At 43.0% G+C, this 14,822-nt stretch carries 11 protein-coding genes; 2 read left to right on the forward strand and 9 right to left on the reverse strand.

What is annotated here, in order from left to right; translation table 11 throughout:
• The 6 genes from F6J99_RS29915 to F6J99_RS29940 form a co-directional block, all read right to left on the reverse strand.
• The coding region (locus F6J99_RS29915) for a hypothetical protein (RefSeq protein ID WP_293118340.1) at positions 1–247 on the reverse strand (247 nt) is incomplete at its 3' end.
• Positions 248–306: 59 nt separating this feature from the next.
• Positions 307–924: a hypothetical protein gene (locus tag F6J99_RS29920; protein ID WP_293118342.1), complete on the reverse strand. Its 618-nt coding sequence runs from the start codon at positions 922–924 to the stop codon at positions 307–309.
• A gap of 117 nt (positions 925–1,041) precedes the next feature.
• Positions 1,042–2,535: a long-chain fatty acid--CoA ligase gene (locus tag F6J99_RS29925; RefSeq protein ID WP_293118344.1), complete on the reverse strand. Its 1,494-nt coding sequence runs from the start codon at positions 2,533–2,535 to the stop codon at positions 1,042–1,044.
• Positions 2,532–4,217 carry an aromatic amino acid ammonia-lyase gene (locus F6J99_RS29930; protein ID WP_293118346.1) on the reverse strand — a complete coding sequence of 562 codons (1,686 nt, stop codon included), beginning with the start codon at positions 4,215–4,217 and terminating at the stop codon, positions 2,532–2,534. Before F6J99_RS29930 ends, F6J99_RS29925 begins: the two co-directional genes overlap by 4 nt.
• An 11-nt stretch (positions 4,218–4,228) precedes the next feature.
• Complete coding sequence (locus F6J99_RS29935) at positions 4,229–5,368, reverse strand: 3-oxoacyl-[acyl-carrier-protein] synthase III C-terminal domain-containing protein (RefSeq protein WP_293118348.1); 1,140 nt, start codon at positions 5,366–5,368, stop codon at positions 4,229–4,231.
• Between the two features lie 10 nt (positions 5,369–5,378).
• Positions 5,379–6,254, reverse strand: coding sequence for a thiamine pyrophosphate-dependent enzyme (locus tag F6J99_RS29940; RefSeq protein ID WP_293118350.1), 876 nt, complete (start codon positions 6,252–6,254; stop codon positions 5,379–5,381).
• A gap of 655 nt (positions 6,255–6,909) precedes the next feature.
• Between F6J99_RS29940 and F6J99_RS29945 the strand changes: the two genes are divergently transcribed.
• Positions 6,910–7,041 carry a hypothetical protein gene (locus tag F6J99_RS29945; protein WP_293118352.1) on the forward strand — a complete coding sequence of 44 codons (132 nt, stop codon included), beginning with the start codon at positions 6,910–6,912 and terminating at the stop codon, positions 7,039–7,041.
• Here the strand turns inward: F6J99_RS29945 and F6J99_RS29950 are convergent, their stop codons facing one another.
• Entirely contained in the window at positions 7,042–10,593 is a 3,552-nt protein-coding gene (locus F6J99_RS29950; RefSeq protein ID WP_293118354.1) for an LpqB family beta-propeller domain-containing protein, read from the reverse strand.
• Between the two features lie 421 nt (positions 10,594–11,014).
• Between F6J99_RS29950 and F6J99_RS29955 the strand changes: the two genes are divergently transcribed.
• Positions 11,015–11,548, forward strand: a complete 534-nt coding sequence (locus F6J99_RS29955; RefSeq protein ID WP_293118356.1) for a hypothetical protein — start codon at positions 11,015–11,017, stop codon at positions 11,546–11,548.
• A gap of 397 nt (positions 11,549–11,945) precedes the next feature.
• On the opposite strand, the gene F6J99_RS29960 is transcribed toward F6J99_RS29955, so the two are convergent.
• Positions 11,946–13,364, reverse strand: a complete 1,419-nt coding sequence (locus F6J99_RS29960; protein ID WP_293118358.1) for an AAA-like domain-containing protein — start codon at positions 13,362–13,364, stop codon at positions 11,946–11,948.
• 624 nt (positions 13,365–13,988) lie between these two features.
• On the reverse strand, positions 13,989–14,822 hold an 834-nt coding region (locus F6J99_RS29965; protein WP_293118360.1), incomplete at its 5' end, for a SulP family inorganic anion transporter.

Consider the following 14,822-nt stretch of genomic DNA (forward strand, 5'->3'; position numbering starts at 1 on the left):
TAGCATGTTTAATAAGGGTGCTACCGATATCATTTAATCCTAATTCTAGGCAACGCTCTCCAGCCCTACGAATCCAAGTATCCACAGGTTGTGTAATTTGTACTGCTTTAGCACTAAATTCGATCATAAACCTAAGCATTATCATCAAATTTAGGCTTGGTCGTAAAAGTGTTTGGATAGTTGGATGTTGGGAAAGTAAACTTCTAGCAGGAATGAGCTGTGATTCATAAAATACTTGAGGATTCATGTCTAATCTCCTTTACTAGTTGTCTGCTAAGATAATTGTCGATATAAAGTCATCATTTGTTACAGTTTCATTTCTCCAGGAATCTTGAATCTGTACCATTCCTCTGGAATATCAAGGTCAGGAATGCTTAAACGACATTCCATCGGCTCAGTTTTTGAAACATAAAACTTAAAAAGTTTATTATATGGAACATACTTGATAAAACGAGTTTTAATGTTTAGATAATCGGGAAAATTGTGGAATATAGAAGCATTACCGCAAGAAACGACTAAATTTTCATGTTTTCCATCAAAATGAATAAAGTCTTGAGAGTGAGCCACTCCCATCAGTAGCTTACCGATGCCTTTACCTTGCCATTGTTCTTTAATAACAAACTTAGTTAATTCTCTAAAATTTTCTCCAGAATATCTATCTATTGCTTGTGCCTCTAACAAGATTTGTTCTATATCTTGAGCCGTAACATTAGCATAGCGTTCCAAATCTGTACTATGCAAATATAACCCCATCGTCGCAATTAATTCTCCATTGTAAATTCCCATCAAGTAATAATGAGGTAGTAATTCTATTTTATTACTAGGATTAGGCTGTGTCGAACTAAATCTAATTCCAAATTGTTTAAAGTAAATCTGAGATATTAAAGATTGGCACTTAAGAATTTCTTCTCTTGATTCTGCCATTTTGAAGTATAGACATACATTCTTATTAGCCAAATAACTTTTGGCGCTCAAGTTACTTAAACTCATTTAATCTACCTTGGTATTTAGGGTTGTATTGAAATGAATCAACAAATAAAATTAAGAGAGCATTCTTTTTAAAACTTTACCTACTGCATTTTTGGGAATAAAATCAGTTATCTGTATGACTTTCGGAATCTTATATTTGGCCATTCTAGTCTCAGAGAAGTGGGTAATTTCTTCTGCTGTAACCCTTTGACCAAGCTTGGGGATAATGCTGGCAGCTACAACTTCACCTTTGATTGCATCTGGGAAACGATAAACAGCAACCTCAGCAATGGCAGGATGTTGATAAAGGACATTTTCCACCTCAGCAGGGTAAACCTTGAAGCCAGACACATTGATCATGTCCTTCAAACGGTCAACAACATAGAGGTAGCCTTCATGATCAATGCAACCAATATCACCAGTGTGTAGCCAACCTTGTTTAATCGTCTTAGCAGTTGCTATCGGACGATTCCAGTAGCCTAGCATTAAGTTAGGTCCCTTAACGAGGATTTCTCCTAACTCTCCTGGTTTGACCTCAAATCCTGCTAAATCAACAATTTTGACCTCAACATTTGCGATGGGAGTACCAACTGAGCCTGGTTTATACTTAGAGATATGGTTATAGCTCAAAAATGGTGAAGTTTCAGAAAGACCATAGCCTTCATAAATTTGAGCACCATGTAGTCTTCGCCATAGCTCAACAATTTCAGTGGGCATTGATGCAGCCGCTGTAAAGTAATAGCGAATTGAACTCAAATCATAATTGGCTGAATTTTTGCCGAGTAAATCAAGCAATTTGATGTAAACAGTCGGTACACCAAAAAACATCGTGATACCATGATCTGCGATCGCACTTAAAACCCCTTCCGGATGAAAGCGACGCTGGAGAACAATAGTAGCCCCAGCTTGAATGCCACTGTTGAGAATAGCATTTTGCCCAAAACAATGAAACAAAGGCAGGTAGAGCAATAAGCGATCATCTGGCTGAGTACCATAGCAACGATTTGCTGCAGTGCTGTTGAAAATCACATTGCCGTGGGATAGGGTAACACCTTTAGGAATCCCTGTTGTGCCGGAAGTATAAATGATCGCAGCAGCTTGATCATTACTCACATCAAGGGCTGAGAATTCTGACGCAGCATCTACAATCACCTGTTCGAGGGGAATTCCCCGCAGGGATTGACCTTCAGCAATCACAACCTGTTCTGGTTCAGGCAAAACATGATCGGGTACATTACCAATCAATTCCCCAGTCGTAATTAGCAGCTTCGGGCTACAGTCATTCAGAATAGTCTGGATTTCTCCACCGGTGAGCATGACATTGAGGGAAACAGCAATAGCACCAAGTTTTAAGATGCTAAAGTATGCGATCGCAAAAGCAGGAATATTGGGCAATAATAAAGCAACGCGATCGCCACTCTCAATACCATTACCCCTTAAACCATTAGCTAGGCGATTCACCATCTGATTTAGCTGTTGGTACGTGAAAGACTGACCTTCAAAGACTAAAGCTACTTGATGGGGAAAGTGCTGCTGATTGTAATCCAGACTTTGGGTAATATTCATCTTTGCATACCTATAAAGTCAACTGTTGGCAAAATTCGCTCCCCAGAGATCAGATCGGCAGCAATACGGGCAATATGGACATCTAAATGTTGCTGATCGTCATTGCTAATGTAGGGCTGATCTTGGCAGGGAGGACACTTCACCACTTCCCTAACTGCTAAGTAGAGTGGAATTGTCGAGGGTGATAGATAGCACGGAGTATCATAGTTACCTGCAATTTGATAAGTACGCAGATCCACAGCTTGCACTGCAAAAATCAGCGCTATGGCTAAATACTGCTGAAAAATTTCTAGGGATCGCCTAGCAAGGGTAGCTGAGTTAAAACCCTGACTGTTAATATTTTGGTTAAATTGTTCTGCATGGGTTGGGTAGCGGTCAGCAATAGAATTGCCGTAGAAACTCAACAAGGGCATTATGGAATTACCTGCAATTTGTAATCCTTTTAGCCCCATATTGATTGCTCGCTTGGGATTACCTACCAATGATGGGGGCAATCCTTGGTTAAATTCAGGAGTAACTAAAAGAGCAATCTGAGTATCTAGATGCTTGGCAAGCAGGCCAATGTAGTAGCGCAGGCGATCCATACCCATACCTACGTACTGCCCCAGAAAATTACCACCGTGATAGCTGGCTTGATTTGCCACATCAATCAAAGGATTATCCGTAACGGAATTAATTTCCACCTCAATTTCCTTGGTAATCTCTTCAATACCATCGGCAATTGGTCCTAAATACTGAGCAAGACAGCGCAGAGAATAGCGATCTTGGATCAGTTCCTCATCCTGATATGGATGACCACCATCTAACTCATCTCGGCTTAAACGTGAGCCATCTAGGAGTTTAAGCATTTGGTTAGCAGCCCAAACTTGGCCAGGATGGGGTTTGCAATGGTGTACAAAGGAATGAAAAGATTGATTGGTTCCTCTCAAAGCCTGGATGAATAAAGCTTGAATACCAAGGGTAAGGTTGAGTAACTTCCTCGCATCATAGATACAATTAGCAGCAATTCCCGTCATCACCGAAGTGCCATTCACCATTGCCAAACCCTCCTTGGGCAAGAGTTGCAAGGGTGACAAGCCTAGACGAGTAAGAGCGCTGAGAGCATCCATTTCCTCACCACAGAAATCAACTTGATAGCGAGGATCCAAACCGATAATTGCCCCAGTGATATAGGATAGAGGAACTAAATCGCCGCTAGCACCAATAGAACCAAACTCATAGACGTAGGGAGTTACACCTGCATTGAGGAATATTTCCATGCGCTTAATTAGTTCCAGCCGGATGCCCGATGCCCCCTGAAGATGGGAATTCATCCGCAGGAGCATTGCTGCTCTTACATCGGCATTCGATAACCGTTGACCTGCCCCTGTTTTAAGGAACCAAATCAGAGTATTCTGTAGTTCAGTGGCATCTTCAGGTGAAATGGCAATATTAGCCATACCACCAAAACCACTAGTAACACCGTAAATCGGTTGACCTTCTGCAACTGCTTTCGCTATGTATGCACGGGATTCCTCTACACGCTGCAAAACCTGAGTACTATTGGTAATCGCTACAGAAATGCGATCGCGAGCTACCTTAGCCACATCGTCTAGGGTTAAAGGAGAATCACCCACAATGACTTCCTGACTCCTATTCGATTGGTAGAGTTTTATGCCTTCGGATAAAGATCTAGTCGTCATTTTTGCTTTACCTACCCAATACTGACAAGGGTTTGTGCCTGCAAACCAGGTGCAGGGGCTGTCCCTAAAGCCACATCACCCCAACGCATAATCACTGCTCCCGCGTTAGATACTGAACCAATGGCATAAACTAAAACCAGGTCATTCTCACGAATTTTGCCGGATGCAGCAGCATGGTATAAATTTGCTAAGGGCAAAACCGGACCAATGTTGGCGTATAAGGGATTGACGTTAATGGTACGAGTCGAATCAATTCCTAATGCTTTGCTACAAACCTCGGTATACCAAGCTGTTGGCGTGCTGAAAATAAAGAAATCAATTTGATCGAGAGTTACATTAGCATCAACAGCAGCCCCCTGACAGCATTCGCGCACGTAACTAACGGTTGTCTCCCGCAGTTGACGACCTGCTTCTTGACTTGCTCGAATCAGTAATTTGGGTTTATTTTGACCATCGAGGGTTAATTCTGTGAAAAAAGCACCACAGGTCTCCGCTGTGTTGATAAACTTAGTACCAAGAATGCCTTGTCCTTGTGGTTGAGAACTGACGATAAAAGCCCCAGCTCCATCCCCCAGCCACCAGGCAAAGGGGTCTTCCTCGTCAGTAAAGCGAGTATAGGCTGTTGACATCACAACCAGAACGTTACGATACTCTCCGGCTTTGACCAGCGAACAAGCTGTGTGATAAGCAACATTGGTGCTGGAACAAGTGGAATCAAGGTTCCAAGCAGGAGTATTTATGTCTAACTTTTGGGCTAGAAAAGCGGCATCTCCTGGGACAATCTGTTCAGGAAAGATGCAACTGACGATAATTAAATCAATTTCAGCAGGAGAAAGTTGGGCAGCTTCTAGGGCATCACAGGCTGCTGCATATTCCATAGTCAGTGTAGATTCGCCTAATCCTAGCACCCGGCGCTCGACTGTACCCCGAAAAGGATCGGCAAGATAGGGCTGGATCGCTTCTCGCCAAAGAGTTACCTCCTCACTGTTTTCAGTCTTTTCCCGCGCAGCTAATGACTTAGACCAAAAAGACTGTTCTGCTTTGGCAACCGATTCGGGATAATTGCTTTTGTAGTAATCGTTGGTTTTGATCGTTTTGGGAAAATGAACAGCAAGCGATCGCATTCCAACAAAGTCAGATATTCTCGTCATGATTGTTCTCTTAAAATTGTGTATAATCTTGGACTATTAAGCTTTTAACTCGACTACCAATAGGAGCAACACAGGTAGGATCGATAATGACATCAACCACAAACGGTGCAGTGGAGTGCATGGCTTTGGTTAGTGCCTCCTCAAGCTCAATTTCTTGCTCAACTCGTATACCATCAGCTCCCATACTCCGGGCAAACTGAACAAAATCTGTTTCTGGAATCCCAGTATCTACCTCTTCAAATCCCCGCATCCCGTTACCTTGGGCACACATGTTGTAACGGGCATCATTGAGGACAATCCAAACAGCAGGAATGTTGTATCTAACTGCTGTGCTGATCTCACAGTTCATCAACATCGCCCCATCACCAACAATTGCAACAGCTTTACCTTGATGGCCCATAGCAGCGCCAACAACACCTGTAGTTGCATGTCCCATTGCCCCAAATCCAGTACTAACTCGATAGCGACCAGGTTGAGTAAACTGCAACAGATGACTGCCCCAAGCACAAGAGTTTCCTGCTTCTGTCATAATCAGGGCATTACTGCCTTCAACAATGACGCGCTGAATAGCACCCATCAGCATTGCAGGTCGCACTCTACCAGTAGATTGGGGTATTAGAGTAGGAAAGGTTGGTTGAGGAAATTGACCCACGGGCAAATGCTGGGGATGTTGTGGTAAATGCCCAAGCAAAGCTTGAATAAATCCATCCACATCCCCTTGAATAGCTAAAGTCTCCACATCCGGATAGGCAACACCAGGCACATTGGGGTCAAGATCAACATGAATAAAGCCTTTGGCTGGAACCATTTCCTGATGCCAAAAAGAGGTAAATTCCCCGAGACGGGTTCCTAGTACGAGAATCCGCTGAGGTTGATGTTTTCCCATATAGGCAAGCACAGACTCATGGCCACCTAAACCGGTAACACCGACAGTAATCAGTAATCAGTAATCAGTAATCAGTAATCAGTAATATTAGTTAATTACTACTTTTTTTGTGTTGATTTTTGTGAGCTTTTGGAGGTGCGATCGCACCCTCAATTCTTGGTTTTAATTTAGAGGCGATCGCACATATTTATTCCTTTAAGCAAGCACACACTTCATTTTTATTGCTTGAAGTTATTACTATCTGAAGACACTGCCATTAACTATATCAAACAATGGCTCTTCCTCAATAGAGGATGAGCCACTACTAGTCTGGCAACCCCCACTGATAGTTGCTAGTAATTATTCAGTAATTTTATGCAACAGTTGATGATTTTTCGGTAAATTTTGGCTAGATATATTAGTGTTTTTTGTGTTGGTTTTCATGATGGAAATACTCCTGTTTGCTTTCAGTGCAATCACTTACTCATTCAGTATGGCGTTGCCCTAAAAATCTTGCCCATAGGAAAAAATCAGGTATTTCAACACCTGATAAAAATCTGGCTGAGAAGAATTTATAGGAGAAAGTCAGGTTAAATCAGGTTTGGAATATAAATTATGCAACACTTATACCATCTTTCAAAAAACAAATTACTGACTTATAGCGTTTCTCGGAGTTATGAGGTACAGTCTTGATGCAGGGCATCTCTATTCCCTATTCCTTCTTTTCTGTTCCCTGTTCCCTGTTCCCTGTTCCCTGTTCCCTAAAATCCCGAATTTGTGTACCTCACAAGTCGTAGAATTGCTATAATCAACCATGGTGGCAAATCTTACGTATTTCTTCTTCTTCTGGATGAGTAGCAAGGTAATTTGTGAGCCAGTCGCAACCCAGCCTAATTAAATCATCTAGGTCTAGATCCAAATTCCATAGTTTGATTTTCCAACCACTACCGGCGGAAGCCAGAAACTTGCCATCGGGGCTGAAACTGATACTTGTGACCCAGTAGAGATGACCTTTGAGGGTTTGTAGCAGAGTACCATCTTCGACATTCCATAGCTTAACCGTGCTGTCCCAACTTCCAGAAGCTAAGGTCTTGCCATCGGGGCTAAAACTGACGCTAGAGAGCCAGTAGTGATGACCTTTGAGGGTTCGTAACTCAGTACCATCCTCGACATTCCAAAGCTTTACTGTAAAATCAGAACTGCCAGAGGCCAGGGTTTTACCATCGGGACTGAAACTAACGCTTGCTATCCAGTGGTTATGACCTGTGAGGGTTCGCAGGAGGGAACCATCCTCGACATTCCACAGTTTTATAGTGCGGTCATTACTGGCAGAGGCGAGGATTTTACCATCGGGACTGAAACTAACACTGGCAGCAACGTCCCTATGACCTGTGAGAGTTTGTAAAAGGATACCATCTTCCACATGCCACAGTTTCACGGTGCGGTCATTACTGGCGGAGGCCAGGAGTTTACCATCAGGGCTGAAACTAACGCTGGTAAGCTTGTCCCTATGACCTGTGAGAGTTTGCAAGAGAGTACCATCTGACACATGCCACAGTTTCACGGTACGGTCATCACTAGCTGAGGCCAGGAGCTGACCATCGGGACTGAAACTAACACTCCTAACGCGATCGCGATGACCTTCAAGGGTTTTTAGCTCGCTACCATTAATATCCCATAGCTTCACCTTGTTACCAACACTAGCAGAAGCTAGGGTTTTGCTATCGGGACTGAAACTAACGTTCAAAACTCGACTACGATGACCTTCAAGAGTTTGCGGTTCGATACCTTCAATATTCCATAGCTTTACTGTGTAGTCATTACCAGCAGAGGCTAAGGTTTTACCATCGGGACTAAAGGTAACGTGCCAAACAATAGCGCTATGGCCTGTGAAAGTTTGTGTCTCAAAATATTTCTCTAAATTCCACAATCTTACTGTGCCATCTTCACTAGCAGAAGCCAGGGTTTTAATTTTACTAGACTCTGGAGAAAAACTTACATTCCAAACTGGAGCAATATGACCTTCAAGAGTTTTCAGCAAAGTGCCATCTTCGACATTCCACAGCTTTATCGTTTTGTCAAAACTGGTAGAGGCTAAAATTTTGTTATCGGGACTGAAGCTAACGCTGGTGAGCTGCTCGCGATGACCTTTTAGGGTGAATAATTCCGTGCCATCTTCGATATTCCATACCTTCACTGTGCTGTCGTAACTGGCAGAAGCAAGGAGTTTACCATCTGGACTGAAACTGACGCTGGCAGAAATTTGGCCAAGATGACCTTTGAAGGAACGCAGGACCCTTCCATCTTCGACATTCCACAGTTCTACCATGCCGTCAAAACCAGCAGAAGCGAGGGTCTTGCCATCGGGACTGAAACTGACGCTTGTGAGCTTTTTGTTATAACTTTTGAGGGTTTTTAGCTCCGTGCCATCTTCCACATTCCACAGCTTGATTCTACCGTCTTCACTAGCAGAAGCGAGGGTCTTGCCATCAGGGCTAAAATTGACGCTCCAGACGTTGTCACTATGACCTTCAAGAGTTTGCAGCTCTCTACCCTCAATACTCCACAGCTTCACAGTCTTATCTGCACTAGCAGTAGCGAGTATTTTGCCATCAGGGCTGAAAGTCACACCTCTGATTCTGTCAAGATGTCCTTCCAGGCGATTAGTTTCTCTTATACCATATACTGCCTGCTGTAGTGCAGAAAATACCTCGTTCTGGGTCTTTTTTTTGGCTGGACGCAACTTTTCTAATGCTTGCAGTTTTTGTCCTGCCTTCAAAGCTTCTCGTAGTGCCTCAAAGGAACTGGATTCAAAGGCGATTTTTGAAGAAACACTGGCTAATAAAACATCAGCTTCTAGCAGTTGTCGCCTTGCTTGTCTAACTTGTAAACCTACTGATGCTGCTGTTACCAATGAAATCGCCAAAATTGTAGAACCAATGTTAACTATCCTCCGGGATTTTCGTTGTGCTTGCTTTAATTGGTCTTGAGCTTGCTGTTGTGCTAGAGTTAAAGTATTATTGGCCTGGGATAAGATCCGACTCTCTTCTTGTTTGAGTGCTAAGGCATGTTGAACTTCTTGCTTCTCTAGATCTTGACTAGTAGCTAAAAAGCGATAATCTAGATCGCTCAAGCTTTTAGTATTTGACCATGAAAGGGCTTCCTGCAATGCCTGACCCCGCAACAGTCGTGATTCATCTTGATAATTGGAACTAACCCAAGCCTTGAAGTCTTCAGAGTAGGGGCGCAGTTTCTCTAATTGTTTCTCAACCCACTCTATATTAAAAATCTGCTCATAAATACGGTTGTAAACTTTTAATTTTCCCTGCTGCTGAACCACCAACCCCGACAGTCGCAACTCGGTTTGCTCAGAACTCCCATCAGCGACAATTTTCCCCTGCTCTAAAATTTGCTGATATACTCCCAAAAGCTGACCAACACGCTGCTGGTTACGGAGAATGCGTTCGCGTATGGTTCGCAAATGCTCTGGTTCGTCTTGGGCTTCCCAATTTTCAATGATGCGCCTTTGAACTATCTGCTCAATGGATTGGGCACTGAGAATACTCCTACTGTCGGCACTCTGAGCCACCAGCTGGCATAACTTTTGGGTCAGAAACGGTTGCCCTCCTGTCCAGTTCAATAGTTCCTGAACCACTGCTTGGGGATGATCTACCTTACCCTCTAATCCTTGAGCTAATGGCTCTGTTTCAGGGAGTTGAAATCCACGCAGTTCAATCGCCTTACCAATATTAAAGGGGGTTTGAGTTTTATCAGTAATTAAATCACTAGGAGTTGCCACCCCTAACAGGGCAAAGGTGAGCCGTTGGAAGGCAAGATTGTCTACTCGTTGATTGTAGAAGAATCGAATCAGAGCAAAAAAATCATCTACGGAAAAGTTCTGACTCAGAACTCGGTCAATTTCATCGACGAAAATGACAATCTTGTGCTCAACCAGAACCAGCAGCACTTCCTCAATGAATAGACTCAACCGTTGCACAGGGGAAAGCAAATCCCGCTGCTCTCGCCACCAGCTGCGCCATTTAAATTGTTTGCTGAGCTGGCAACTACTCACGATAGAATTGACAATCCCAGCATACCACTTTTCTGGGGTGACATCCTCTTTGCCAATCCCGGTCAGGTCAATAAAACCACAGAGGATTCCTTCTGCTTGCAGCTTTTTCATTGTCCGCACCCGCAAGCTGGATTTGCCCATCTGTCGGGAGTTGAGTACATAACAAAACTGACCGGCTTTCAAGCTTTGGTAAAAGTCTTCGTCGGCTTGTCGCGTCACGTAGCTGGTGGCATTAACTGGGAGACTGCCACCAACTTGATAGTCATAGTTTGATTGTGGTTCTGTCATGATTGCTGTTTCATAAGCATTCAGCTAATGCGCTACGCGCACGCGTGCGCGTTCAGCCCTTAGCCGTCAGCTAATCAACGGGAAGTAGTCAACAAGCACCGGGGGTGCTGGTAGGGCTGGTTGAAAATCCCTGGTGGTTTTACTCATCCGACCCCGTGCAGTTAAAGCGCCTGCTAGCACCTCAAGTAGCGTGCGCTTAGCGCATTAGCTGATAGCTGATAGCTGACGGCTGAATGCTTACATTTTACGCTCAACCTGACTTTTCCCTATAAAACCTCACTAAACGGATTTAACTACTAATTAAAATACCTGATTTTTTCTCCATGGCAGGTCTGATTATTCCAGGAAATAATGATTGATATCAAGGTAATTAACAGAGCAAACAATTCAGGTTTGCCAATCAAGAACAAAGGAGAATCAAATGGTGGACATTAATGGCACCCTCGGCAATGACAATTTACCTGGCAACCCAAATCCAAATGGATTGAACACTGACGATACTATCAATGCTTTTGCTGGTAATGACCGCCTAATTGGCGGGCTTGGCGACGATACTTTACTTGGAGGCTCCGGGAATGATGGTTTGGTGGGAGTTAACTCTTCTGTCGCCAATCCTGGTCAAGGCGAAATTGATTTTCTGACTGGCGGTGCAGACGCAGATCGATTTTTTCTTGGAAATGTTAACAATGTCTACTACGATGATGGCAATTCCAGCACCTCAGGAACTGGTGACTTCGGTTGGATTACCGACTTTACCATCGAAGACAGAATATATCTTCACGGAGAAGCTAGCGACTATACATTGGGTTCTTGGTCTATGATCGGGCCTGATGGTCTTGTTTCTGGTACAGGAATCTTACTCATAGATTCTAATGGTTCAAATGAACTAATTGGTTTTGTGGAAGGAATTTTTGGTCTAGATCTCAATAGTTCCAATCAATTTGTTTATGTTTAGGACTTACGCAATAATATCTTGAAACCTTAGTTTTTCGTAGTGGTAATTCATGAATTACCACTACCTCCGAAGTTTTTTGCGTAAGTCCTGATGTTGTTTAGGAACCTATTTTAATAGTGGGTTACCTTTGTTGCCCAAGTAAGGATAGTCTGGGAGGGGGAGAGTTATAGCGTTTCTCAAATCAGAGCGACACTGAACCGTCGAGCTAATTAACGTTGAGCAATTTTCTCCCTTTCGTAAACCTCAATGATCTTTTGCCGTAAATCAATAGAATATCCTTTCATCCCTAATTCGCTTGCTCAATGCTGGTTAGTGTATCTCACTAATTTGAGAAACGCTATATACAAACCAAGGAGTAGTTTGGATTCATTTACGCTCTACTAATACTATGTCAGCTTCAAGCTAGAACTTGGTAGAAATATTCCCGGTACAAATTGCAGCGAGGGACAACATAGTTACCCTGTCGCTCTACCAAGCCCATACTGTGTAGTTTGTAAATCTCGATCGGATTTAGTTCCACTGGCTCAGATGACGTGACAACTTCCTTGAGGGCCTCAAGCAACTCTGGTGATTGTTGCAGTGTTTCTAAATGTCGCCGCAAATGGTTGCTATAAATACCTGCTTCTGTCGGTGCATCTTGCCACAACTGCTGGAATGTTACCTTGCCAGAGCCAATTTCATACATCGCTAACCTTACCAGATAGGGATGACCAGATACCATTGTCATTAATTTTTCTATCTGGGTATCATTCCAATTTAGTCCATGGAGCTGAGCCAAATTTTTGACCTGCTGTTGGTCAAACTCTCGCAACTCCACTGGAATCCCGGCGTTAAAGGGAGATTGATTTAAGTCTAAGGGAATATAAACTTCTGTAGAATGTGCTATCACTAGCCGCAGTTGCTTCCAGATATCTGAAATCTTGGCTTTCTCATGCCAGCTGCGCAGCATCCCTAAAAAGTCTTCTATTACTTCGGGGTAGGGGAAAACTCGATCGACTTCATCCAATGCTAAGACCAGGGGACAATCTATTTCTGCCAGTAAATACTCCTCAAAATAGACTGTGCAGTTATCATTACTCCCCAAAATTTCTGTATCCCAATAATCATTTAACTGATTGTCTAACTTTAACTGCCGACCAACTTTCAAACAGAGCCAGCGTAGGAATTTATCTAAATCCGTTAAAATGGCTCGGTCTACACTGCTCAAATCTAAATACACCGTTTGAAAATCCTGGGATTGAGCATGAGCTAGAATCCTCATCATTAAGGAGGTTTTTCCCATTAGCTTTGGTGCTTTAATCCGAATCAGGGAACCAGGCATAATCACCGTATCGTAACCGAGAGATTCGATGCTGTCTCGGTTCACATAAAGAGGTGAATCCAGCGCCACCCAACCCGACGGAAATGGTAGCTTTGTTAGCGGCTCAGATGGTGGCTGCTCTCCATTGGTGCCCACTGATGTACCTTGACACTTTTTCCATGCTCTTCTCAGTGCTTGTTTGAAACTCTTTTTGGTAACCCTTTCTCCTAATGCTTTTGAGAGCTTATTCCATAATTTGTTGCCGATATCTTTGTTAAGATACTCAGCACTGTAGCCATACATATTGGCGATCTGATCATAGGTTTTCCCTTCCCAAGAACCCTGAAGTACTGTGGTTTCAATGTCACTGAGATGTTTGCCTGTATTTTTGAAGACAACTTGATCAGCAGACTCTTTTGCTTGTATCCAAGCTAACTCTGATTCTGAGTCTACTCCAGAGACTACACTCAGAACTGGACGGGAGGGGTAAAACTCATCAAATGCTTGAGCAATCATGTAACTAAAAATTTTGTAGATGTATACTTAGCTACCAACTACAGCCCCAGCATTCCAGATTTTTGGAGAAACTGATACATTCCGTCCTATAGGAAAGGGAACAGCGGATCACCGGAACAGGGAAGAGTTGAGGTAGGGTGGGCAGTGCTTACCAAAGCGATTGTTAGTTTTTAATTGGTCTTATCCACTGCCCACCCTACGGCTCTTTTGCAAAAGTCAGTTTTTGCCATGTACTTATAGTACTTATCACCCTGTTGTTGGCTATTTATGCAAGACGTCGAGATTTTAAGTTAGTTTAAATAATTTTTATTTTTGTTAACTAAACAACTATAAAAAGGTATCAAAAAGTCATAAGCGTTGAAGGTTTAAAACATTCAACGCTTCAGTGCTATTCTTACTACGGATTAAGTAACTAACGCAAATTCTTTCTCATTTGTAACGTTTGCTAATTGATTAATCAGGTTTGTTTAAGGAAAAGCTGAAAATCCTTAAGCAAAGCTGATTAATCAGTTATCGAACTCAAGTTTATTTAAGCCAAAGCTGGAAACCATTAAGGAAAGGTGATTGATAAGTTATCGAACTCAAGTTTATTTAAGCCAAAGTTGTAAATGCTTACAACAAAACTTATATATCAGCTGACAAATCAAAATTAGCTTGTGCCTGACTTGGTGCATAATTTTGAGAGTTATTCACGATCGTACGAGACCACCGCAGTGCTTCTAAACGAGTCAATTCTAGGTTTTGGGCTGGAATCTTATGCCAGATATCCAAGCTTTGTAAGCGCTTTCTGGTTTTGCCTGCTGCCCCTACAATAAATACTTGACGACCTTTATCTAAGGCTTCTTGAATAGCATTTTCCAAAGCGAGGGTAGCGGTAACACCTAAAATAGGTACATCACTGAAATCCAGAATCAGCACATCAAAACCTTCAATGGCATTGTGTTGACGGGAAATTGCCTTGGCAACCCCAAAAATCATCGGTCCACTGAGATGAAACAGTACAATACGACCATCACCTTGATCCAATAGTACTTTTTCTTCCTGGGAAAGCTGAATTTCCTCATCGTCATAGGTAATCGCCTTAACACTGTCTGCTCTATGAGCACTAAGACGCTCAATGGTGAGGATATTGGCAACAAATACTCCTACTCCCACAGCTACAATCAAGTCAACAAAAACAGTGAGTAAAATCACCCCGTACATAATCAGGGATGCTTTCCAAGAAATTTTATGGGCACGCTTGAGGAAACCCCAGTCAATAATATCAATACCTACCTTGAGGGCGATACCAGCCAAAACAGCAAGGGGAATACTTTTGGTGAGGGGGGCAGCCCAAAGCACAACTACTAGTAATGCTAAAGCACGGGCGATTCCAGAAAGGGCAGTCCTACCCCCGGTTTGGATATTAACCACAGTTCCCATGGTTGCGCCAGCCCCAGGAATACCGCCAAATAAACC

Origin of the sequence: Moorena sp. SIO4G3 (assembly GCF_010692305.1) — a bacterium.
GTDB lineage: Bacteria > Cyanobacteriota > Cyanobacteriia > Cyanobacteriales > Coleofasciculaceae > Moorena > Moorena producens_A.